Source organism: Pseudomonas sp. H9, from assembly GCF_004353925.1.
Classification (GTDB): Bacteria; Pseudomonadota; Gammaproteobacteria; order Pseudomonadales; family Pseudomonadaceae; genus Aquipseudomonas.
On record NZ_SMOK01000010.1, the window covers coordinates 209,387 to 230,550 of the forward strand.

The window sequence follows — 21,164 nt, forward strand, 5'->3', positions numbered from 1 at the left end:
CTGCTAGCGAAGCACATTCAAGCCAGCTGCTTTTGAGCATCGCATTCAAGCGCACAATCAGTACCCGCGTACAGGCAATCAACGCCACCTTGGCGCATTTCCCTTGCGCTCGCCGGGCCCATGACCGTCTACCCCCTATTCAGGCAGCAACGGCCAATGCGCCAGCGGCCAGTAACGCCCCTTGCGGGATTCGAACAAGGTGAAGCGGCGTGCCCGCAAGATGAAATCCGCCGCCACCAGCGCCTGCGGTGGCGGGCCTTGATAGTCGCGAGCCAGGGTCAGGTGCGGTCGGTATTCCCTGGGGGGCTCGGCAAACCCGAGGGGTAGCAGTGCTTGTTGCAAGGCGTAGACCAACTGCCGCAGGGCCGCCGGTGTCTCGCTGGGGGTCAACACCAAGGCCTTGGCCGGACGCCAGACATCCACCCGGTCGAGTTCCACCGTCACGGCCTGTCCAGGCACCTTCACAGCTGCAGCCGCTGCCAGAATCGCAGGAAGCTGGGCAGTGTCCACCGCCCCTAGAAACATCAGGGTCAGGTGAAAGTTGGCCGACGGCACTGGCCGACCTTTTTCTATCCTCAGTTCGCTTCGCCATTGGGCAATTGCCCTGCGCTGCTGCGGGGTACAGTCCAACGCGAAGAATAACCGCTTGAAGGGCTCGCCCGTTTCGCGAATAGCTTGCACCATGCCTTTCCCCTTGCTTAGTTGCGCTGTCGTTCAGTCTGCCGTAGGAAGACGACTCAGCACCACATCTGCATCGAAAAATGCGCGGCGCAAACCTTTGCGAGTGGGACTAATGTCGAACTCTGATTAAGTAACATTTAGTACAAACTCCGGTCATGTTTGTTTATGCTGGCGAGCTCAGGCCATGGCGCATCGCCACATCGACAAGTATCCGCCCATGAAAATTTTTCTCGTTCTGCTGTTTGTCTTCTCGATTGCCTTTGTGCATTTTCGCGGCCGCGTCCGGCACAAAATCACCCGCCAGCTCGGCGACCACTCCAGCTTCCTCGCGCCGGTTAACGTCTTCCTCTACCTGTTTTCCAAACTGCCGGCCAAGCCTTACCTGCCCGTCGAATCCTTTCCCGAACTCAAGCCTCTGCAGGACAACTGGCAGGAAATCCGTGCCGAAGCCCAGCAACTGCTGCATGTTGGCGAAATCAAAAGCTCGCAGAACTACGATGACGTCGGCTTCAACTCGTTCTTCAAAAGCGGCTGGAAGCGTTTCTATTTGAAGTGGTACGGCGAAAGCCATCCCTCGGCGATGAAGCTCTGCCCGCGCACCACCGAATTGCTGCAAGGCATCGGCACCGTCAAAGCGGCGATGTTCGCCACCCTGCCGCCGGGATCGAAACTGGTACGTCACCGCGACCCCTATGCCGGTTCCTACCGCTATCACCTGGGCCTGGACACACCCAACGACGATGCCTGCTACATCTGCGTCGACGGCGAGAACTACGCCTGGCGCGATGGTGAGGGGGTGATTTTCGATGAGACCTACATTCACTACGCCGCCAATCACACCGACCACAACCGCATCATTCTGTTCTGCGACGTCGAGCGCCCGCTCAAGTACCGTTGGGCCACCGCGTTCAATCGCTGGTTCAGCCGTAATGTCATGGCCGCTGCGGCGGCACCGAACGATGCTGGTGACAAGACTGGCGGCATCAACCGCCTGTTCACCCGTATCTATAAAATCCGCGCACGCGGCAAAGCGTTGAAGAAACGCAATCGCACCCGCTACTACCTGGAAAAATGGGCCGTGGTGGCCGCCTTGGTGCTGGTGTTCATCTACATCTGATGCCCCCTGCGGCGACTGGCCGCAACCGCTGGTTTTCTCAAGCAGTCCATGACCCGGGTCAATCCTTGCCCGGGAGGCTGCGGGCATGGTCATGGAAAACGTGATAGCCAACACACCATGAGGAAACCACCATGCAACGTCTGTCCCTGCTGGCGGCGGGTCTGTGTCTGAGCGCGGGTGCCTGGGCCGCGACCCCGACCAACGAGCCCGTGCAACCCATCGAACCGGCCAAGGTTACCCGCGCAGACAAAGTCGAGTTAGGAAAACAACTGTTCTTCGATCCGCGCCTGTCGCGCTCCGGTTTTATTTCCTGCAACTCCTGCCACAACCTGAGCATGGGCGGCAGCGACAACCTGCCCAGCTCGATTGGCCACAACTGGCAGCAAGGGCCGATCAACTCGCCCACCGTGCTCAACTCCAGCCTGAACCTGGCGCAGTTCTGGGACGGCCGCGCCGCCGACCTCAAAGAACAGGCTGCTGGCCCGATTTCCAACCCCAAGGAAATGGCTTTCACCCATGTCCTGGCCATCGACGTGCTGCGCTCGATTCCGCAGTACCAGGCCACCTTCAAGCAAGTGTACAAAACCGATGAGATCACCTTGGACGCGGTAACCGATGCCATCGCCGAGTTCGAAAAGACGCTGGTCACGCCCAACGCGCGCTTCGACCAGTGGCTCAAAGGCGACAAAAACGCTATTACTCAGGTCGAGCGCGAAGGTTACGAGCTGTTCAAGTCGGTGGGCTGCGTGGCTTGCCACAACGGCCCGGCCCTGGGCGGCAACTCCTTCCAGAAAATGGGCCTGGTCGAGTCGTACAAAACCGACAACCCCGCCGAAGGCGTGGCCGGCCTGACCGGTAAGGATGCCGACCGCTTCCTGTTCAAGGTACCGACCCTGCGTAACGTCGAGCTGACTTACCCCTACTTCCACGATGGCGCCTACTGGACGCTGGAAGAGTCAGTGGACATCATGGCGCGCTTGCAGTTGGGGCGTAAGCTGAGCGATGCCGAAGTCAGCAAGATCACCGCCTTCCTCAAGACCCTGACCGGCGAGCAACCCAGCTTCGCCATTCCGCTGCTGCCAGCGTCGACCAACGATACGCCGCGCCCACGTCCGTTCGGGTAAGGCTGAAGCCGACCCTGTGCGAAAGTACTGGTCATCTGCGCCCAACGACCAACGGCGCCCCAGGCCGAAAAAAACTAGCTTCACTGTTCATGTTGCCAACAGCACAAGGTGAAGACGATGAGCATGATGGACTGGGACGCCTACCGTAAGCAGTTGATGGCCGGTATCGGCGACCTCAAGCAACTGTCCCCCGACACCGTCAACGGTTATATGACCGCCAGCGGCGCCGGGGCCAAGACCAACCACCTGGATGCCAAGACCCGCGAGCTGATTTCGCTGGCCGTGGCAGTGACTACCCGCTGCGATGGCTGCATCGCAGTGCACTCGGCCCAGGCGGTCAAACACGGTGCCAGCCGTGAGGAAATTGCCGAAGCCCTGGGGGTGGCCGTCGCCATGAATGCTGGGGCTGCCCTGGTGTATTCGGCACGGGCCCTGGATGCGGTGGGCAAGCTCGAGCAGTAGCGATAAGCGTGCCGGCATGCACAAACAGTTGCATGCCGGCAGCAACGCTTTCAGACTCGCGGTTCAACCCAGCAGGAACCGCCATGATTCACATCCGCCCCATGACCGCCGCCGATTTCGAACGCTTCTGGCCAACGTTCCAGGCCATTGTCGGTGCCCGCGAAACCTACGCCTTCGACGCTGGCATGAGCCAGGAGCAGGCACGTCAATTGTGGCTGGAAGCACCGCTTCACACCCTGGTTGCAGAAGAAGATGGCGAGCTGCTCGGCTCTTATTACCTCAAGGCCAATGCCGCCGGCCCCGGCAGCCATGTGAGCAACTGCGGTTACATGGTCAGCGACGCCGCACGCGGGCGCGGTGTGGCCCGGTTGATGTGCGAACACTCACAACGCCTGGCCCGCGAACAGGGCTTTCTCGCCATGCAATTCAACTCGGTGGTGGCCACTAATGAAGTGGCCGTGGCCCTGTGGCAGAAGCTGGGCTTCGAAGTGGTCGGGCGTTTGCCGCGCGCCTATCGCCACGCGCGCCTGGGCCTGGTGGATTGCCTGGTGATGTACAAATGGCTGGAGCAACCGCAGCAGCCGATGCTGATCGGGCGCAAGAACATCGAAGCGGTGGTTTCGCGCAAACGCGGCCGCTGAAATCAACAGTAGGAGCGGGCTTGCCCCGCGATACGCTGGGCCTGACACACTGCAATCGCGGGGCAAGCCCGCTCCTACAAGTCGTTGACTGCAAAGGCTTTCGATGTTCAGATGCGCGCCAGTTTCAGGTGTCCTGCGCCGCCGTGCGCAGGGTGAAACGGGAAGCCGGTGCGTCACCTCTGGTGATTAGTCCGGCGCTGCCCCCGCAACGGTAAGCGAGCGAAGCCTTCGAAACACCACTGTGCCACGGCATGGGAAGGTGAAGGCCTTCATGACCCTCGCAAGCCCGGAGACCGGCCTGAAGCTTTGTTTGGCAACCCCGCGGTGGGCGGGCGCAGGCCGATTTGCGGGCGCCTGCGCGCGCAATTCCTCCATGCGTTGTTCCCTCCGGGATTCATTCCTTCCAATGATTGTGGAACGACATGTCCCGTTACTCCAAGCTTCATACCCTCACGGCCACGTGCCTGGCATTCTCCGTGCCTTGCTTCGCTGCTGAAAACGAAAACACCGCCCTGGCCTTACCCTCAACGGCCATCACCAGCAGCAGCGACAACGACCCTATCAGCCTGGCCACAGCGTTGCCCGCTGGCTCGCGCTTGAACCTCAGCGCCCTGGACACCCCAGCCAGCACCAGCAGCATCAGCGCCGAGGAAATCGAAGGGCGCAACAACCGAAGCGTTCAGGATGCAGTCACCCGCTCACCGGGCATCACTTCGGTAGCGACACCAGGCAATGGCAACACAGCACTATCAGCCCGAGGCTTCCAGGGGCACGGATCGGTGATGACCCTGTTCGACGGCTCACGCATGTACACCGGTGCCGGCACCCAGACCTTCCCGGTCGATCCGTGGATGGTCGAACGCATTGACGTGATCCGCGGCCCGGCGTCGGTGCTGTATGGTGAAGGCGCCACCGGCGCGGTGATCAACGTGATCCCGAAAAAGCCATTCCTCGGTGAGATCCACAATCACCTGCGCCTGGGCTACGGCTCGTACGACCGTCAGCAACTGGGCCTGGACAGCGGCGGCTCGTTGAGCGAGCGCCTAAGCTACCGCCTCACCCTCAATCAACAGGCCAGCAACGGATGGGTGGATCGCGGCAGTTCAAACAGCCTGGCGATGAGCGCCGCCCTGCGCTTCGACGCCAGCGACACCCTGAGCTTTACCCTCGCCCACGAGCGCGGCGACGCCGAGCCGATGAACTACTTCGGCACACCGCTGATTGACGGCCACTACCGCGACAGCCTGCGCAAGAAGAACTACAACGTGCGCGATGACGTGCAGCGCTACCACGACGAGTGGACCCGCTTGAACACCGACTGGACCCTGAGCGATTCGGTCAGTGCCAGCAACCAGCTGTACTACATCAAGAGCCGTCGGCACTGGCGCAACGCCGAGGACTACACCTGGGACAGCAGCCTGGGTCAACTGCAACGTGGCAGCTACCTTGAGATCAAACACGATCAAGAACAAATCGGTGATCGCCAGAGCTTTACCTTCGATCACAGCCTGTTCGGCCTGAGCAGCAAAACCGTGGTCGGTGCCGAATACAACCGCATTCGCTTCGGCATCAACAGCAACTCGCCCTACGACGATGTCGGTGGCGACTTTGTCGACCCCTGGAACCCGGCACCGGGGTATTTTCACAGCAATAGTCCGACGCGCCCGCAAACCCAAAGCACCACCCGCACCTTTGCCCTGTTCGCTGAAAACCGCACACAGCTGTCTGATCGCTGGTCGCTGGTGACCGGAATTCGCCGTGATCAGAACCATATCGACCGTGACAACCTGGTCAACGGCAGCCGCACTGACCGCAGCCTCAGCGGCGGCAACTGGCGTGCCGGGTTGGTGTTTGCCGTGACCGATGAACTGTCGCTGTACGGGCAGTATTCCACCAGTGAAGATGGTGTCAGCGACCTGGTGACCCTCAGCCCCAGCCAGCAGAACTTCGACCTGACCGAAGCCAAGCAAACCGAGTTTGGCCTCAAGCAGTTGTTCTGGGACGGGCGCGGTGAGTGGACGTTGGCGGCCTATCACATCGTCAAGAACAAGCTGTTGGTCGACAACCCGGTGACCCACCAGAAAGAACAAGCCGGGCAACAGACCTCCGACGGCCTGGAAGCGACTTTGGAACTGGCCCTTGCCAACCAATGGCATGTCTCGGCCAACGCCTCGGTGGTGCGTGCCAAATACGACGACTTCGAGCAAACCGTTAATGGCCAGTCCGTCTCCCGTGCTGGCAACCGCCCCAGCAACGTACCGCGACGTACCGCCAACCTGTGGCTGAGCAAAGGCCTGGGCTACGGTGTGGATGCGGGCATGGGCCTGCGTTATGTCGATGCGCGCTACGCCGATACCGCCAACACCCAGACGGTGCCGGGTTTTACCGTGGTCGATGCCAACCTCGGCTGGCAGATGCTGCCTGAAGTGCGCCTGGGCCTGCAGGTGAACAACCTGCTGGATCGCCGCTATGCCGCGACCGCCCACAGTGGCGAGCAGTGGTTGATGGGTGAGCCGCGCTCGTACTTCGCGACCGTGGATTACAGCTTCTGAAATTACTTTCGGTGGGAGCGGGCTTGCCCCGCGATAGCGCGCTGCCTGACACACCGCTAGCGCGGGGCAAGCCCGCTCCTACCAAGTGGATATCTGCAAAAAGGTGATTATGCTTCTAACAACCTTGCAGCAATGCAAGACCGCGAACCCCAGGGCCAGGGTGCGGTAATTCTTGTAGGTGCTCCGGCCTGTTAAAACAAGTCGGAGAATACTCATGGCGGCAATCGATAGCACGTCCAGTGGCAGCACGCCCAACCGCGGCATCACCAAGGAAGAGCGCAAAGTCATTTTTGCCTCGTCCTTGGGCACCGTGTTCGAATGGTACGACTTTTACCTGTACGGTTCCCTCGCCGCGATCATCGCCAAGCACTTCTTCGCTGGCGTCAACGAAACCACCGCCTTCATCTTCGCCCTCCTCGCGTTTGCCGCAGGCTTTGCCGTACGCCCCTTCGGTGCCATCGTGTTTGGGCGGCTGGGTGACATGATCGGGCGCAAATACACCTTCCTGATCACGATCGTCATCATGGGTGTGTCTACCGCCATCGTCGGTTTGCTACCCAGCTACGCAAGCATCGGCGTTGCAGCGCCGATCATCCTCATTACCCTGCGCCTGCTGCAAGGCCTGGCGTTGGGAGGGGAATACGGTGGTGCGGCGACCTATGTGGCCGAGCATGCTCCACAAGGTAAACGAGGCTACTTCACCTCATGGATTCAAACCACCGCGACCCTGGGGCTGTTTCTCTCGCTGCTGGTGATTCTGGCCTGTCGCACGGTGCTGGGCACTGAAGCCTTCGAAGCCTGGGGCTGGCGCATTCCCTTCCTGCTGTCGATCCTGCTGTTGATCGTGTCGGTGTACATTCGCCTGCAGTTGAGCGAGTCGCCAGTGTTCATGAAAATGAAGGCCGAAGGTAAAGCCTCCAAGGCACCGTTGACTGAGTCCTTCGCTCGCTGGGACAACCTCAAGGTGGTGATCATGGCCTTGCTGGGCGGCACTGCCGGTCAGGCTGTGGTGTGGTATACCGGGCAGTTCTACGCGCTGTTTTTCCTTCTGCAGATGCTCAAGATCGACCCGCAAACCGCCAACCTGCTGATTGCCGGATCGCTATTGATCGGCACACCGTTCTTCATTTTTTTCGGCAGCCTGTCTGATCGCATTGGCCGCAAAGGCATCATCATGGCCGGCTGCATCATCGCGGCGCTGACCTACTTTCCGATCTTCAAGGCATTGACTGAATACGGGAACCCGGATGTGTTCATCGCCCAGGAGAAAAACCCGGTCACGGTGATTGCCGACCCCAACCAGTGCTCGTTCCAGTTCGACCCAGTGGGCAAAGCCAAATTCACCAGCTCTTGTGACCTGGCCAAGAGCATCCTGGCCAAACGTGCGATTCCATACGAGAACATGAAGGCTGAGCCGGGCACAGTCGCGCAAATACGCATTGGCGACAAAGTGCTGCAGAGTTTCGAGGGCACCGGCATGCCGGCCGCCGACTTCAAAGCCCAGAACGATGCCTTCACCGCCACCCTGACCACAGCCCTCAAAGACGCCGGTTACCCGGAAAAAGCCGACCCGAGTAAAACCAATTACCCCATGGTCTTGCTGCTCCTGACGATCCTGGTGATCTACGTGACCATGGTCTACGGCCCGATTGCCGCCTGGCTGGTGGAATTGTTCCCCACCCGCATCCGCTACACCTCGATGTCGCTGCCCTACCACATCGGTAACGGCTGGTTCGGCGGCTTCCTGCCGACAGTGGCGTTTGCCATGGTCGCAGCCACCGGGGATATCTACTACGGGCTGTGGTACCCGATCGTGATTGCGGTGATGACCGCCATCCTCGGGATTCTGTTTTTGCCGGAAACCAAGGACCGGGATATCCATCACGGCTGAAACAGAGGCTGTACGCGACATGGCGGGTTGGGCGATGATCACGCCCCCCCGCTTTCAATGGAATGAATATGCACGATCTAATGAGCGTCTTTGCCCTGTGTGTCGTCGTCCTTTTTTTAAAGATGCTGGCGATTTCCTGTTATCAGGGTTTTTATCGCATCAGCCGCCTGACCTTCAAAAACGCCGAAGACGCAGGCTTTGTCGGGCGCCAGCCCAGCCCGCAAGAGTTGCCACAGGTCAGCCGCGCCGCGCAGGCCTGGGCCAATGACCTTGAGAACATTCCGGTGTTTTTTGTGTTGGGCGCATTGTGTCTGCCGTTCAACCCGCCATTCGTGCTTACCGCCGGGTTGATGGTGCTGTTCACAGCAGCGCGCGTGGCACACACCGTGAGCTACCTGGCACGCTGGCAGCCTTGGCGCACGATTGCTTATGCAGTGGGGGTCATCTGCCTGTTAGGCCTGGCGGGAATGGTAGCAATGGGCGCGATACGTTGGAGCTGACACACCGCTATCGCGGGGCAAGCCCGCTCCCACTGGCGAGCGCAAAAAAACGGGATTGACGCAGTCACTGCGTCAATCCCGCCCGGTTACCACCTGTGAACTAACGGTCTATCAGTTCCAGGGACGGTCGCCATTCTCATCTTTGATGCGAGTCGGCAAGCCCATCACGTCCAGCGCCTTGAGGAACGGCTCAGCCGGCAGCTCCTCGACGTTGGCCATGCGCTGTACATCCCACTCACCACGTGCGACCAGCAAGGCCGCAGCCACCGGTGGTACACCGGCGGTGTAGGAGATGCCCTGGCTGTCGGTCTCGACGTAGGCCTCTTCATGGTCGGCCACGTTGTAGATGAAGATCTCACGTGGCTGGCCATCCTTGGTGCCTTTGACCAGGTCACCGATGCAGGTCTTGCCGGTGTAGCCCGGTGCCAGCGAGGAAGGATCGGGCAGTACTGCCTTGACCACTTTGAGCGGCACGACTTCCAGGCCCTCAGCGGTTTTGACCGGTTGCTCGCTGAGCAAGCCAAGGTTTTTCAGCACGGTAAACACGTTGATGTAGTGTTCACCGAAGCTCATCCAGAAACGTACGTTCGGTACGTCGAGGTTCTTCGACAGCGAATGCACTTCGTCGTGGCCGGTCAGGTACAGGTTCTGCGAGCCTACCACTGGCAGGTCGTCAGTACGCTTGACCTCGAACATGGTGTTGCTGGTCCACTGGCTGTTCTGCCAGCTCCAGACCTGTCCGGTGAACTCACGGAAGTTGATTTCCGGATCGAAGTTGGTGGCAAAGTATTTGCCATGTGAGCCGGCATTGACGTCGAGAATGTCGATCGAATCAATGCGGTCGAAATACTGTTGTTGCGCCAACGCCGCATAAGCGTTGACCACACCCGGGTCAAAGCCTACGCCGAGAATGGCGGTAATGTTCTTCTGCTGGCATTCTTCGAGGTGTTTCCACTCGTAGTTGCCGTACCAAGGCGGCGTTTCGCAGATTTTGCCCGGTTCTTCGTGGATGGCGGTGTCCAGGTAGGCCACGCCGGTATCGATGCAAGCACGCAGCACCGACATGTTGAGGAAGGCGGAGCCGACGTTGATGACGATCTGCGATTCGGTTTCGCGGATCAGCGCCTTGGTCGCTTCGACATCCAGCGCATTGAGCGCGAACGCTTTGATTTCAGCCGGCTGCTTGAGGCTGCCTTTGGCCTTGACGCTGTCGATGATGGCCTGGCATTTGGAGATGTTGCGCGACGCGATGGCAATACGACCGAGTTCGTCGTTGTGCTGCGCGCACTTGTGGGCCACCACCTTGGCGACACCTCCTGCACCAATGATAAGAACGTTCTTCTTCAATTTCTCTATCTCTCCTTATCTGCCAGCTCAGGAAAGGCTGGACAGGTAGTCTTCAAAACCGAACTCACGAACCACCTCGACACTACCGTCGAGTTGTTTCACTACGATGGACGGCATTTTCAGGCCGTTGAACCAGTTCTTCTTGACCATGGTGTAACCCGCTGCGTCAACAAACGACAGCCGATCGCCGATGGCCAGCGGACGATCAAATTGGTATTCGCCGAAGATGTCTCCGGCCAGGCACGACTTGCCGCACACCATGTAGGTGTGTTCGCCGGTGCTTGGCGCCAGCTTGGCGTTAAGGCGGTAGATCAGCAGGTCGAGCATGTGGGCTTCGATGGAGCTGTCGACCACGGCCAGGTGCTTGCCGTTGTACAGGGTGTCGAGCACGGTGACTTCCAGCGAGGCGCTCTGGGTGATGGCCGCTTCGCCCGGTTCCAGATAGACCTGCACACCGTATTTCTCGGAGAACGCCTTCAGGCGCGCGCAGAAGGCGTCAACTGGATAGTCGTCACCGGTGAAGTGGATACCGCCGCCCAGGCTCACCCACTCGACCTTGTGCAGCAGGTGACCGAAGCGCTCTTCGATGGTGCCCAGCATCTGGTCGAACAAGCCGAAGTCATTGTTCTCGCAGTTGTTGTGGAACATGAAGCCGGAGATCTGCTCGATGACTTCCTCGACCTTCACCGGGTCCCATTCGCCCAGACGGCTGAACGGACGCGCCGGGTCGGCCAGCAGGTAGTCGGAGCTGCTCACTTGCGGGTTGACACGCAGGCCGCGCACGGTGCCTTCGGTCTGCTCGGCAAAACGCTGCAACTGGCCGATGGTGTTGAAGATGATCTTGTCGCAGTTTTCGACCATCTCGCCGATTTCGTCGTCGGCCCAGGCCACGCTGTAGGCGTGCGCTTCGCCGGCGAACTTCTGACGGCCCAGCTTGAGCTCGTAGAGCGAAGACGACGTGGTGCCGTCCATGTACTGCTGCATCAGGTCGAACACCGACCAGGTAGCAAAGCACTTGAGTGCCAGCAGCGCCTTGGCGCCGGAGTTTTCACGCACGTAGGCGATCTTCTCCATGTTGCGCAGCAGCTTGGTTTTATCGATGAGGTAGTACGGCGTTTTGATCATTTCGAGGCCCCCGGCCAGGCCGGCCAAAAAAAGGACACGCATTGTGCCCTTCCTCGATGGTTATCGAAAGGGAGAAAAACGCTTTTCGCCACGTCAATGGTCGTCAGGGCCCTGTTTTGGCCGTTTGTGAGGGCTTTGCCCGAAGTGACCATTGACCATGAAGCCTGCTCCCGGTGGGAGCTGGCTTGCCCTGCGATCTGGCGCGAAGCGGCAGCAATTCGGTCGCCTCGGTATGTCAGTTGCCTTGCAAACAGCTGTTTTTACGGCCGCTACGCAGCCGATCGCGGGGCAAGGCCCGCTCCCACCGGGCCTAGAAGACATGGCCAAACCCTCTTAAACTCAACGAGTGAGAGTGCTTTGGATTCTATTCCGTCCTCAAGACACAAGCGGGCTTGCTGTAGGAGCGGGCTTGCCCCGCGATTGCGGTATATCAGATACATTGCATCGCGGGGCAAGCCCGCTCCCACCGGCTCAGCGCTTACAATTTGAGCAAGCCAGTTCCCACCGATTCAATCAGGCGAAGGCGTTGATGAACCAGGTAATCAACGGCAAGGCAACGATGTCGATCAACACCGCGCCACACAGCGGCACGATGATGAAGGCCTTGTGGGAGAACACTTTGTAGTGGTCACAGATGGCGCCCATGTTCGCCACCGCGTTGGGCGTGGCGCCCAGGCCATGGCCCATGTAGCCAGCACACAGTACCGCCGCATCGTAGTTGCCACCGAACATGCGGAACAATACAAAAATGCACAGCAACACCATGATCAGTACCTGCACCACCAGAATCACCAGCAACGGCAGGCCCAGTTGCTCCAGCTCCCAGAACTTCAGGCTCATCATGGCCATGGTCAAGAACATGCCCAGGCTGATATCGCCCACCGTGCTGACGGCATTGTCGGGGATGTCGATGACCCGTGCGCGATCGTTGAAGTTACGCAGGATGATGGCGACGAACATCGCGCCGACGTACACCGGCAACACGATGCCCAGGTGTTCGTTCAGGGCATTGCCGATCCAGAAGCCCAGCACCATGATCACCAGCATGCAGGTCAGCAGGCGCAGCAGAACAGTTGCATCCAGCGGCACGCTCAGGGTTTCGCTGGCCTTACCCAGCGCTTGCAGGGTCTGGTCCTGGTCAGACTTGACCGCCAGTTTCTTGCGGTCGATCAGGTAGCGTGCCAGCGGGCTGCCGAGCAGGCCACCGGCGATCATGCCGAAGGTCGCCGAGGCCAGTGCTGCGGTGGTCGCGCCGCTGGTGCCCAGGCTCTCGGCAATCGGCCCGAAGGCTGCTGCCGCACCGAAGCCGCCTTCAAGCGACACCGCTCCAGCCATGATCCCCAACAACGGGTCGATACCCAGCACCTTGGCCATGCCGACACCGACGACGTTTTGCAGCAAGGCCAGGCCCCAGCAGGCGCCAAGGTAAACGAAGAGGATCTTGCCGCCCTGGCGCAGCAGGCCGAGGCTGCCGCCAAGGCCCACAGTGGTAAAGAACGCTACCATCAGCGGGGTTTGCATGGCGGTGTCGAGTTTGATATCCAGCCATTGCTGGTTACGCAGGAACCACACCACCAGGGCGAAGCCAAAGCCACCGATGACCGGGGCTGGTACACAGAGTTGACGCAGCCAGTAGCTGTGTTTTTTCAGTTGCGCGCCCATCGCCAGCAGCACAAGCGCCAGCGCGACGGTGGTCAATGCATCGAGTTGCAGGGTCAGCATGGGAAAGCACTCTTGTTTTTATACTTGGGTTAATGGGAAAGACTCAATCGATCAGGCTGGCCAATAGCCGTGCACCGATACGGGCGGTGCGCTGGTCCTGATCGAGGCTCGGATTCAGTTCGGCGACATCGGCCATGCGCAACTTGCCGCTGGCCTTGGCCTGACGGACCAGGTGCTCGACCACCATCAGGTCAACGCCGTGGGCCGACGGCGCACTCACGCCAGGGGCCTGGCTGGCGGGCAGCACATCCAGGCAGATCGTCATGTACAGGTGGTCGATACCGCTCAGGAACGCCTCGACAAACGCTTCCAGCGCCGGGACATTCCACGGCTGCATCTGCCGGTCGAGGCGATAGCGCACGTTCAGGCGTTCGGCCTGGTCAAACAGCGCTTGCGTGTTGTTCAGTTCACTGACACCCAGGCAGCAGTAATCGAAGGCCAGCCCGGCCTGTTCGCAGTACTCGGCGATTTGCCGAAATGGTGTGCCAGAGCTGCTTTGCGCGGCATGGCGCAAGTCGAAATGGGCATCGAAGTTGAGAATGCCAATACGCGGCTGATTTTCATGCTGGCGCAGGTGTTCGGCCAGGCCGAGGAAGCTGGCGTAGGCAATTTCATGGCCGCCCCCCAGACCGAGGGGCAAATGGCCCTGATCCAGCAGGTGATGTACGCGCTCGGCGTAAGCCTGCTGCGCACCTTCCAGGTCGGTGTCGAGGCAGGCGATATCGCCGCTGTCGTACACCGGCAACTGGCCGCGCCAGGCCAGGTTGGCCAGTGCCTTGCGCAAGGCCGTTGGCCCCTGGCGGGCGCCGCTGCGGCCTTGATTGCGGCTGACGCCTTCATCACAGGCCAGGCCCACCAGTGCGGTGCCTGACGCTTGCGCAGTACGGTACGGCTGCACCCATTGGTGCCAGCGCAGTGCCGATGATCCTTCGCCGGCGTCGATACGGCCTTGCCATTCGGGCAAGGCAAGTTGTGTGGTCATGCGGGGTACTCCTGGTGAATTCAGTCCAGCCGTGCACCTACACGCAGGGCGACTTCTCGGGTCCAGCGGGTCAGGCGCTCGCTGTTTTGCTGAGCACGAAAGGCCGGCGCCATCAGGCTGATTGCGCCATGCAGGCGGTTGCGGCTGTCGAGCACTGGGGCGCTGACACCCCAGATGCCGTCATCGATTTCGCCGAGGCTCACGGCGTAGCCCTGAGCGCGAATGGGCAGAAAGCTCTGCCGATAGACTTCGATGCCTTCAGCGTCTACGCCCTGCTCGTGCAAGATCGCTTCGCTGCGCTCCGGCGCCATATGGGCGAGCAGTACCCGCGCCGAGGCGCCCACCAGCAACGGTTGGGCCAGGCCTTTCTGGTAGCAGCAACGCAGCGGTTGCGGGCTGTCGATCAGCTCGATGCAAATCGCTTGGCCATTGCTCGGCACCATCAAGGCAACGCTTTCCCGGCTCAATTCAGCCAGGCGCTTGAGTTCCGGCATCGCCTGCGACACCAGCAGTGCCTCGCGGTCAAAGCGGTTGGCCAACTGCAGGCAGGCCGGCCCTGGCAGGTAGCGGCCGTGGCCGTTATCTTCGGCCAGGCCCCAGCGCAGCAGGGTTTTCAAATGCCGGTAGGTGCTGCTCAACGGTTGTTCCAGTTGCAGGCTCAGTTCCTTGGCCGACACGGCTTCATTGGCCTGGCCAAGGGCAACGAGAATCTGCAACAGGCGATCTGTGGGCGTGTTGTAGTTCATATGTGCTCCTTGCGAACATGGTGCACAGGGTTTTCCCAAAGGGTGAAACACGATTCCCACTAAGTGGGAAATATTGCAGCGAAAAGCGACGAGGGGCTGTCGAAACAGGTTTAGGCGGGGGTGAACGATCAGATCTCCAGGGTTTTCGCGCAGCGCCCGTACACCAGCAGCTCTCCGGCGGTGGCAATTACCAGGCTCAGGCCGGTATAGGAAAAACCGAACGCCCTCACCTCCAGCTCCACCGCAAGCTTGTGAAACAGCGCCGGCCGGTTGTAGCGCGCGCCGTGCAGCCACGAACCGGGCTCAATCAGCAGCAAGTGCTGCTCAGGCCAAGCCAAGGTGATGTCCTCGACCATCCAGCCATCGGCGGTCGCCAGCGGCAGGCCACCGCCGTTGATCCCACTCATGCGGATGACCCGCTCCTGCAACGGGCCGATGCCACGGGTTTGCAGGTGACGATCACTGCCCAGGTTATCCGTGCGGTCACGGGCCACCTTTGCCCCGCTCTGACAGTCGATCACACTGCGCCCAGAGCTGGAGGCAACCAGCAGCAGCTCGTTGTCATCGTCAAAACCAACCTCAAGCAGGCCGGCAATGGTCAACTGCGCCTTGAGTTGCCACGGTGCCGGGGCGGGCGCAACCTTGCGTTGTTCTATTTCTCGGCGTAGCGGGTCAAGATGAGCTGAGGGCATGGCACGACGCTTCGACAAGGGCCAGGCCCTGAAGATGCCACGTCGATCTATTCGCATCCAGCAGGATGTCAGGCATGATCGACAGCGCACGCGTTGCCCCCATTGCCCAGCGGAGCCCAAATTGCCCACCCCCCGCCACTTCAGCCAGAAAACCAGCACCAGCAACATGCTGAATCTCAAGCACCCGCAGGCCTGCGCGTCACCCGCTTACCGCGTTGGTTTTCTGCTGCTGGAGAACTTTTCCATGGCCAGTTTTACCGTGGCCATGGATGTACTGGTAACGGCCAACCTGCTGCAGAACAACCTGTTTGCCATAACACCGCTGTCGCTGGGCAGCGAGCGGGTTATCAGCGACCTGGGGTTGGAGGTCTATGCGGCAGAGTTGGCGCGCAGTGCTCTGGCGGACCTGGACATGCTGGTGGTGTGTGGCGGCTTGCGTACGCCGCTCAAGTACCCGCAGCTGGACCGATTGCTCAGCGATGCGGCCAGCCAGGGCATGGCCCTGGGCGGGCTGTGGAACGGTGCTTACTTTCTGGGCCGCGCCGGGGTGCTGACGGACTACAGCTGCACCATTCATCCCGAGCAGCGCGCGAGCCTGGCCGAACGCAGTGCGCAAAGCACGATCACCCCGGCAAGCTTTGTACTGGACCGCGACCGTTTGACCGCCGCCAGCCCCAACGGCGCGCTGGAAATGATGCTGGCGCTGCTCAAGCTGCAACAAGGCGAGGCGCTGGCTGCCGGTGTCGAGGAGATTCTGGCGTTTTCCGGGGCGCGCTTCCGGCGGGTCGACAGCAGCGCAAAGAAATCCATGAGCGCGCCGCTGCGCACCCTTGTCGAGCTGATGGAAAACAACCTGGAAGAAACCCTGAGCCTCGATCAACTGGCGACCTACTGCGGTCGTTCGCGACGCCAGATCGACCGCCTGTTCCAGGCGCAACTGGGCACTTCGCCCAGTCGCTATTACATGGAGCTGCGCATCACCAAGAGCCGCCGCCTGCTGCAATACTCCGACCTGCCGCTGATGGACGTGGCGATTGCTTGCGGCTTTGTTTCGGTGTCGCACTTCAGCAAGTGCTACAGCGCTTACTTCGGCTATCCGCCTTCACGTGAGCAGCGGCTGGGCGAATAACCACGGCGACTGCTGTTGAGGCTCAGGCCGCCCTCCACCACCAACACCAGCACCGCCAACCAGATGGCAATGTACGTCGGCCATTGGGCCGGGGCGATACTTTCACCCAGCAGGATCGAGGCCAGTACCAACAGCACCGGTTCGACGTAAATCAGCAAGCCGAACAGGGTCAGGTTCAGCCGCGGCCCAGACAGCGCTTGCAGGGCCAGTGCCGAGGCACTGATCGCCCCCAGGCCCAACACCAGCCATGGCAAACCCGAACCACTGCCCGCCACACTGATGACCACACCACCTTTGATCACCAGCCACAGACTGACCGGCAGGCTCAGGCTCATGTCGAACCACAGACCGCCCATGTTGTTACTGTCACTGACCCGACGCAGCCAGAAATACAGCGGATAGCCCAAGCCTACGGCCAGCACCGGCCAGGTAATGGCTTTGGCAATGGCGATCTGGTTGATGATGCCCAGCGCCGCCAACGCACACGCCAGCAGTTGCAGACGGCTGATACTGTCTTTGAAGGCCAGACGGCCGACCACCACCATGGTCAGCGGCATGAGGAAATAACCCAGCGATACGTCAAGGCCATAGCCATTGATCGGCGCCCACATGAACAGCCACAACTGCACACCCAGCAGCGCTGCCGACACCAGGCGCACAGCCCAGAACAGGCGCTCTTCAAACAGCCGCTGGAACAGTCGGCGCACTTCATGCCAGTGCCCGGTGAGCAGCACCATCAGCGTCAGGCAAGGCACCGTCAGCAGAATCCGCCAACCGTAGATTTCCACACCGCCCAACGGTTCGAGCAAGTGGGTATAGGCGTACATAACGGCAAACAGAACCGACGCCAGTACGTTGAGCAATACGCCCAAAGAGGCATTGGGAATGGCGGGGCGGTGCATGGTGGTGTCCTTCACTGGAGGCGTCGAGAGGTGATAATTTATTGCGCTACGCCTGATAAGTGCCCTCGATTTTCACTACAAAAATGAGAAATTTTTGCACATGAAACCTGCTCTGGATGACTTCGATCTCGCGCTGCTCAACCTCCTGCAACAAGACAACAGCGTGCCCTTGCGGGAACTGGCCGAGCAGGTGCATCTGTCCAGTGCCTCGGTGCAGCGTCGCATCCAACGGCTCAAGACGGCCGGTTTCATTCAGGCCAACGCGGCGGTGGTCAACCCGGAAAAGGTTGGTCAGGTGATCACCTTGATGGTCGAGGTACATGCCGATCGCACCCAATCGGCAGACCTGGAAGTCATGAAGCAGGCCTTCTCCGGGCCGGAAATCCAGCAGTGCTATTACGTCACTGGTGACGCCGACTTCATGCTGGTGCTAACGGTGGCGAGCATGAGTGAATTTCAGGCCTTGGCCCAACGCCTGTTCCACGACAACCCGAACGTGAAGTGGTTTCGTACCATCGTGGTGCTTGAGCGGGTGAAATCGACCTTGCAGGTGCCCATTTTGACGCGCTGAATGGGTTTACTGTGGGAGCGGGCTTGCCCCGCGATTGCGGTGTGTCAGCACAGCCGATCCGCGGGGCAAGCCCGCTCCCACCGGTAGCTCATTCAATCTTGTTCGAGCGCCTTACGCAGTTCTTCGGCGGTGGCGAACTCACGCTGGCTGACCACCTGGCCCTTGTCCAGTTGCAGCCACAACACTTTCTCTTCGGCGCCTGCATAGCGCGTGGCCACAGCACCGTCACGGTCAAGCAACACACGGTAGTTGTAGTCACGCATGGCCGGGATAGCGAACAGTTTGGAGATCAACGCCGGCATACGCTGGATATCTGCAACAAACACCGTCTGCCGCGCTTCCAGATAGCCCTTGGGGCGGTCGGCCAAGGCCGCCTTGACCAGCTTGGCGCCATCCATGTTGCGTGCCACCAGCAGCGTGCGGGTCTGGTCGTTAAGGCTGTAGGCCTGGTCGTACTGATCAAGCAGCGTCCAGGGTGCCAGGCGTTCGCCAACTTCGACGGCTTGAGCCAGCAGCGGCGACAGGCTCAAAAACAGGGCTATCAGGTATTTCACAGGAGACCTCGGTGTGGAGTGAAGGGTAATGCCGCGTGAATGGTAGGCCGTTACAGCATGCCGGTCCGGTAAAAAGTATTACAAATTAAAAGATATAAAAATAACTAAACAATCTAACAAAAAGGAATAAAAAAATTGAAGCGCAAGCACGGGCTCCTTATATTTTCCGACACCACTTGCCCTCAAGCCTCTGGAGTCAGCCCATGCCGCAACAGCCTCACTCTCCCCTGCGCCGCCTGCTCACCGGCGGCCTGTTTGCCGCCTTCGCCGCCCTGCTACTGCCTGGTCAAAGCGCACTGGCCGAACCGAGCAAAACGCTGCGTATCGGTTACCAGAAATTCAACAGCATCAATATCCTCAAAGGCAGCGGCGCCCTGGAAAAAGCTCTGGCGCCCCAAGGGGTCAGCGTCAGTTGGTATGAGTTCGCCGCCGGCCCGCAACTGCTCGAAGCCTTGAGCACTGGCGCCATTGACCTGGGCCACGCCGCCGATGCGCCGTCGGTGTTTGCTCAGGCTGCTGGCAAGCCAGTGGTTTACCTCGCTGCCGAGCAACCCTACCCACGCGGCATCGGCCTGGTGGTGCGCGAGCAAGACCACATCACCGACATTCAGGCGCTCAAGGGCCAGCGCGTCGCCACCGGCCGTGGCTGGAACGCCCAGTACCTGCTGGCTGTGGCCCTGCAGGATGCCGGCCTGAGCTACAAAGACATCACCCCGGCCTACGTCAACAACGCCGCCGACGCCGTAGCGGCACTGCAATCGGGCAGTGTGCAGGCTGTCACCCTGTGGGACCCGTTCCTGGCTGCCGCAGAAAAACAGCCCGGCCTTAAAAACCTGCGCGATGGCAGTGGCCTGTCCAACAACCGCACCTTCTACCTGTCGTCTGCCACGTTTGCCGACAACAACCGCGCCCTGTTGAAAACCTTCTTCAGTGAACTGGCCAAGGTCAGCGACTGGGCCAACCACAAACCCGATGAAGTGGCCGCTCTGCTCGCCCCGCAACTGGGGATCAGCGCCGACGTGCTGCAAGTAGCCAGTGAACGGCGCAATTACAATGCGGTGCCCATCGACAGCAAAATCACTGCCGAACAACAGAAACTGGCCGACACCTTCCAGGGTCTGGGCTTGATTCCCAAGCCGTTGCGCGTCGCCGAAGCGGTCTACCCGACCTCGGTCTTGCCGTGAGCCGATAGTGGTGCGATGCCGACGCGTGAATCAGCGCTGTCGGCATTCACGAATCAAATACCGGGTATTTCAACATTTAATTTGTGGATAGCACGAGCTTGTCTATATCGTGTCCATGCCTCCCCCCGCAGTGCCAGCCGGCGCTGCCAGGCACGGGGACACAACAACAAGTCGAGACTGTCCATGTCTAAATCTTCTTACTACGCCCCTCACGGTGGGCACCCAGCTCAAACCGAGCTGCTGACAGACCGTGCCATGTTCACCGAAGCCTATGCCGTGATCCCGAAAGGCGTGATGCGTGACATCGTCACCAGCCACCTGCCGTTCTGGGACAAAATGCGTATGTGGGTCATCGCCCGCCCGCTGACTGGCTTCTCGGAAACCTTTTCGCAGTACATCGTTGAACTGGCGCCAGAAGGCGGTAGCGAACGCCCTGAGCTGGACAAGAACGCTGAAGCGGTGCTGTTCGTGGTTGAGGGTGAAGTCGATATCACCCTGCAAGGCAAGCCCTACACCCTGAAAGAAGGCGGCTATGCCTTCATTCCGCCGGCAGCCGAGTGGAGCCTGCGTAACAACAGCGGCAAAAACGTCACCTTCCACTGGATCCGCAAGCACTACCAAGTGGTTGAAGGTCTGGCACTGCCGGAAGCCTTCGTTACCAACGAAAAGGACATCGAGCCGATCCCGATGCCAGGCACCGACGGCGCCTGGGTCACCACGCGCTTCGTCGACATGGCCGACATGCGCCACGACATGCACGTCAACATCGTGACCTTCCAGCCAGGCGGCGTGATTCCGTTTGCTGAAACCCACGTGATGGAACATGGCCTGTACGTGCTGGAAGGTAAAGCGGTGTACCGCCTGAACCAGGACTGGGTCGAGGTCGAAGCCGGTGACTTCATGTGGCTGCGCGCCTTCTGCCCGCAAGCCTGCTACTCCGGCGGCCCAGGCCCGTTCCGCTACCTGCTGTACAAAGATGTAAACCGTCACATGAACCTGGTGCTGAACCCTCAGCGCTAAGCTTCACGAAAAGCCCGCCGTCACTGGCGGGCTTTTTTTTTGCCTGGATGTAGGAGCGGGCTTGCTGTGGGAGCGGGCTTGCCCCGCGATTGCGGTGTGTCAGCCAGATAGCATCGCGGGGCAAGCCCGCTCCCACAGCAAGCCTGCTCCCACCGGCCTATGCTTTTTTGACCTGACGCCGGCCATGGAGCCCGTGCTATGAAGCCTCGCTACCTGTGCAGT

General features: G+C 60.2%; 20 protein-coding genes and 1 riboswitch. Of the genes, 11 read left to right on the forward strand and 9 right to left on the reverse strand.

Translation table 11 applies throughout. The annotated features are described in order from the left end of the window. Positions 1-135: 135 nt before the first annotated feature. On the reverse strand, positions 136-684 hold the full coding sequence (gene thpR / locus E1573_RS08045) for an RNA 2',3'-cyclic phosphodiesterase (RefSeq protein ID WP_133212375.1): 549 nt from the start codon (positions 682-684) through the stop codon (positions 136-138). A gap of 214 nt (positions 685-898) precedes the next feature. On the opposite strand from thpR, the gene lpxO reads away from it, so the two are divergent. From lpxO to E1573_RS08080, 7 genes are all read left to right on the forward strand, one after another. Further along, a complete protein-coding gene (gene lpxO / locus E1573_RS08050; RefSeq protein WP_133212377.1) occupies positions 899-1,798 on the forward strand; it encodes a lipid A hydroxylase LpxO in 900 nt (299 codons plus the stop codon). A gap of 131 nt (positions 1,799-1,929) precedes the next feature. Further along, a complete protein-coding gene (locus tag E1573_RS08055; RefSeq protein WP_133212379.1) occupies positions 1,930-2,922 on the forward strand; it encodes a cytochrome-c peroxidase in 993 nt (330 codons plus the stop codon). 117 nt (positions 2,923-3,039) lie between these two features. Further along, positions 3,040-3,384, forward strand: a complete 345-nt coding sequence (locus E1573_RS08060; protein WP_133212381.1) for a carboxymuconolactone decarboxylase family protein — start codon at positions 3,040-3,042, stop codon at positions 3,382-3,384. 83 nt (positions 3,385-3,467) lie between these two features. After that, complete coding sequence (locus E1573_RS08065; protein ID WP_133212383.1) at positions 3,468-4,025, forward strand: GNAT family N-acetyltransferase; 558 nt, start codon at positions 3,468-3,470, stop codon at positions 4,023-4,025. 109 nt (positions 4,026-4,134) lie between these two features. Continuing rightward, a riboswitch (cobalamin riboswitch) is annotated at positions 4,135-4,342 on the forward strand. A 105-nt stretch (positions 4,343-4,447) separates the two neighbouring features. Then, positions 4,448-6,577 (forward strand): TonB-dependent siderophore receptor, encoded by a 2,130-nt coding sequence (locus E1573_RS08070; protein ID WP_133212385.1) that lies wholly within the window; start codon positions 4,448-4,450, stop codon positions 6,575-6,577. Between the two features lie 214 nt (positions 6,578-6,791). Continuing rightward, positions 6,792-8,468, forward strand: coding sequence for an MFS transporter (locus E1573_RS08075; protein WP_133212387.1), 1,677 nt, complete (start codon positions 6,792-6,794; stop codon positions 8,466-8,468). A 68-nt stretch (positions 8,469-8,536) separates the two neighbouring features. Then, a complete protein-coding gene (locus tag E1573_RS08080) occupies positions 8,537-8,968 on the forward strand; it encodes an MAPEG family protein (RefSeq protein WP_133212389.1) in 432 nt (143 codons plus the stop codon). Between the two features lie 111 nt (positions 8,969-9,079). On the opposite strand, the gene E1573_RS08085 is transcribed toward E1573_RS08080, so the two are convergent. The 6 genes from E1573_RS08085 to E1573_RS08110 all read right to left on the reverse strand — a co-directional run bounded on the left by E1573_RS08085 (position 9,080) and on the right by E1573_RS08110 (position 15,582). After that, positions 9,080-10,315 carry a saccharopine dehydrogenase family protein gene (locus tag E1573_RS08085; protein WP_133212391.1) on the reverse strand — a complete coding sequence of 412 codons (1,236 nt, stop codon included), beginning with the start codon at positions 10,313-10,315 and terminating at the stop codon, positions 9,080-9,082. A 27-nt stretch (positions 10,316-10,342) separates the two neighbouring features. After that, complete coding sequence (locus E1573_RS08090; RefSeq protein WP_133212421.1) at positions 10,343-11,440, reverse strand: carboxynorspermidine decarboxylase; 1,098 nt, start codon at positions 11,438-11,440, stop codon at positions 10,343-10,345. 513 nt (positions 11,441-11,953) lie between these two features. Beyond that, positions 11,954-13,162, reverse strand: coding sequence for a sodium/glutamate symporter (gene gltS / locus E1573_RS08095; protein WP_133212393.1), 1,209 nt, complete (start codon positions 13,160-13,162; stop codon positions 11,954-11,956). Between the two features lie 43 nt (positions 13,163-13,205). Next, positions 13,206-14,144: a formimidoylglutamase gene (hutG, locus tag E1573_RS08100; protein ID WP_133212395.1), complete on the reverse strand. Its 939-nt coding sequence runs from the start codon at positions 14,142-14,144 to the stop codon at positions 13,206-13,208. Between the two features lie 20 nt (positions 14,145-14,164). Continuing rightward, on the reverse strand, positions 14,165-14,890 hold the full coding sequence (locus E1573_RS08105) for an IclR family transcriptional regulator (protein ID WP_133212397.1): 726 nt from the start codon (positions 14,888-14,890) through the stop codon (positions 14,165-14,167). Positions 14,891-15,018: 128 nt separating this feature from the next. Further along, positions 15,019-15,582, reverse strand: a complete 564-nt coding sequence (locus E1573_RS08110; protein WP_133212398.1) for a hypothetical protein — start codon at positions 15,580-15,582, stop codon at positions 15,019-15,021. Between the two features lie 121 nt (positions 15,583-15,703). On the opposite strand from E1573_RS08110, the gene E1573_RS08115 reads away from it, so the two are divergent. Then, entirely contained in the window at positions 15,704-16,711 is a 1,008-nt protein-coding gene (locus E1573_RS08115; protein WP_133212399.1) for a GlxA family transcriptional regulator, read from the forward strand. Here E1573_RS08115 and rarD read toward each other — a convergent pair. Beyond that, positions 16,675-17,613, reverse strand: a complete 939-nt coding sequence (gene rarD / locus E1573_RS08120) for an EamA family transporter RarD (protein ID WP_133212400.1) — start codon at positions 17,611-17,613, stop codon at positions 16,675-16,677. The two genes, E1573_RS08115 and rarD, sit on opposite strands and share 37 nt — an antisense overlap. 100 nt (positions 17,614-17,713) lie before the next feature. On the opposite strand from rarD, the gene E1573_RS08125 reads away from it, so the two are divergent. Further along, a complete protein-coding gene (locus tag E1573_RS08125; protein WP_133212401.1) occupies positions 17,714-18,184 on the forward strand; it encodes an Lrp/AsnC family transcriptional regulator in 471 nt (156 codons plus the stop codon). Positions 18,185-18,276: 92 nt separating this feature from the next. Here E1573_RS08125 and E1573_RS08130 read toward each other — a convergent pair whose 3' ends face one another. Continuing rightward, the gene (locus E1573_RS08130) at positions 18,277-18,738 is read right to left on the reverse strand and encodes an FAD/FMN-containing dehydrogenase (protein ID WP_133212402.1); all 462 of its coding nucleotides are present in this window, start codon (positions 18,736-18,738) and stop codon (positions 18,277-18,279) included. Positions 18,739-18,941: 203 nt separating this feature from the next. Here E1573_RS08130 and E1573_RS08135 point away from each other — a divergent pair, with 203 nt between their 5' ends. Both E1573_RS08135 and E1573_RS08140 read left to right on the forward strand, forming a co-directional pair. Further along, a complete protein-coding gene (locus E1573_RS08135; protein ID WP_133212403.1) occupies positions 18,942-19,922 on the forward strand; it encodes an aliphatic sulfonate ABC transporter substrate-binding protein in 981 nt (326 codons plus the stop codon). A 183-nt stretch (positions 19,923-20,105) separates the two neighbouring features. After that, a complete protein-coding gene (locus E1573_RS08140) occupies positions 20,106-20,942 on the forward strand; it encodes a bifunctional allantoicase/(S)-ureidoglycine aminohydrolase (protein WP_133212404.1) in 837 nt (278 codons plus the stop codon). Positions 20,943-21,164: the final 222 nt, after the last annotated feature.

Excerpts from the sequence above, each read along its gene's own strand:
- thpR (WP_133212375.1), bottom strand. The coding sequence starts at position 684 with ATGGTGCAAGCTATTCGCGAAACGGGCGAGCCCTTCAAGCGGTTATTC.
- lpxO (WP_133212377.1), top strand. The coding sequence starts at position 899 with ATGAAAATTTTTCTCGTTCTGCTGTTTGTCTTCTCGATTGCCTTTGTG.
- E1573_RS08055 (WP_133212379.1), top strand. The coding sequence starts at position 1,930 with ATGCAACGTCTGTCCCTGCTGGCGGCGGGTCTGTGTCTGAGCGCGGGT.
- E1573_RS08060 (WP_133212381.1), top strand. The coding sequence starts at position 3,040 with ATGAGCATGATGGACTGGGACGCCTACCGTAAGCAGTTGATGGCCGGT.
- E1573_RS08065 (WP_133212383.1), top strand. The coding sequence starts at position 3,468 with ATGATTCACATCCGCCCCATGACCGCCGCCGATTTCGAACGCTTCTGG.
- E1573_RS08070 (WP_133212385.1), top strand. The coding sequence starts at position 4,448 with ATGTCCCGTTACTCCAAGCTTCATACCCTCACGGCCACGTGCCTGGCA.
- E1573_RS08075 (WP_133212387.1), top strand. The coding sequence starts at position 6,792 with ATGGCGGCAATCGATAGCACGTCCAGTGGCAGCACGCCCAACCGCGGC.
- E1573_RS08080 (WP_133212389.1), top strand. The coding sequence starts at position 8,537 with ATGCACGATCTAATGAGCGTCTTTGCCCTGTGTGTCGTCGTCCTTTTT.
- E1573_RS08090 (WP_133212421.1), bottom strand. The coding sequence starts at position 11,440 with ATGATCAAAACGCCGTACTACCTCATCGATAAAACCAAGCTGCTGCGC.
- gltS (WP_133212393.1), bottom strand. The coding sequence starts at position 13,162 with ATGCTGACCCTGCAACTCGATGCATTGACCACCGTCGCGCTGGCGCTT.
- hutG (WP_133212395.1), bottom strand. The coding sequence starts at position 14,144 with ATGACCACACAACTTGCCTTGCCCGAATGGCAAGGCCGTATCGACGCC.
- E1573_RS08105 (WP_133212397.1), bottom strand. The coding sequence starts at position 14,890 with ATGAACTACAACACGCCCACAGATCGCCTGTTGCAGATTCTCGTTGCC.
- E1573_RS08110 (WP_133212398.1), bottom strand. The coding sequence starts at position 15,582 with ATGCCCTCAGCTCATCTTGACCCGCTACGCCGAGAAATAGAACAACGC.
- rarD (WP_133212400.1), bottom strand. The coding sequence starts at position 17,613 with ATGCACCGCCCCGCCATTCCCAATGCCTCTTTGGGCGTATTGCTCAAC.
- E1573_RS08125 (WP_133212401.1), top strand. The coding sequence starts at position 17,714 with ATGAAACCTGCTCTGGATGACTTCGATCTCGCGCTGCTCAACCTCCTG.
- E1573_RS08135 (WP_133212403.1), top strand. The coding sequence starts at position 18,942 with ATGCCGCAACAGCCTCACTCTCCCCTGCGCCGCCTGCTCACCGGCGGC.
- E1573_RS08140 (WP_133212404.1), top strand. The coding sequence starts at position 20,106 with ATGTCTAAATCTTCTTACTACGCCCCTCACGGTGGGCACCCAGCTCAA.